We start from the raw sequence: 222 nt of genomic DNA, 5'->3' as shown, positions 1-222 counted from the left end.
AAGCCGATGGACCGGTACATGAACCGGTAAATCCGCCCGGACTGGAGGTCGCTGTATAAGTCGTAATTGCTGCACCACCATTCGAAGCCGGTGCAGTAAAGGTCACTGTTGCTGAACCAGTACCTGCGGTTGCGCTGACACTGGTCGGTGCACCCGGAACCACCGCCGCAACCGCGAAGGTTTGCTGTACCTGGGTCGCTGCATTGTACGTACCGTCACCTG

The 222-nt window shown here is 58.1% G+C and carries 1 pseudogene; it reads right to left on the bottom strand.

Going from position 1 to position 222, the window contains the following annotated elements:
* Positions 1–222 (bottom strand): annotated as a pseudogene (locus KDM89_RS22320) (IPTL-CTERM sorting domain-containing protein); the annotation flags it as partial.

Source organism: Cognatundibacterium luofuense (genome assembly GCF_018139685.1).
Taxonomy (GTDB): Bacteria; Pseudomonadota; Gammaproteobacteria; order Burkholderiales; family Burkholderiaceae_D; genus Undibacterium; species Undibacterium luofuense.
This window is presented reverse-complemented; position numbering and strand designations above follow the sequence as displayed.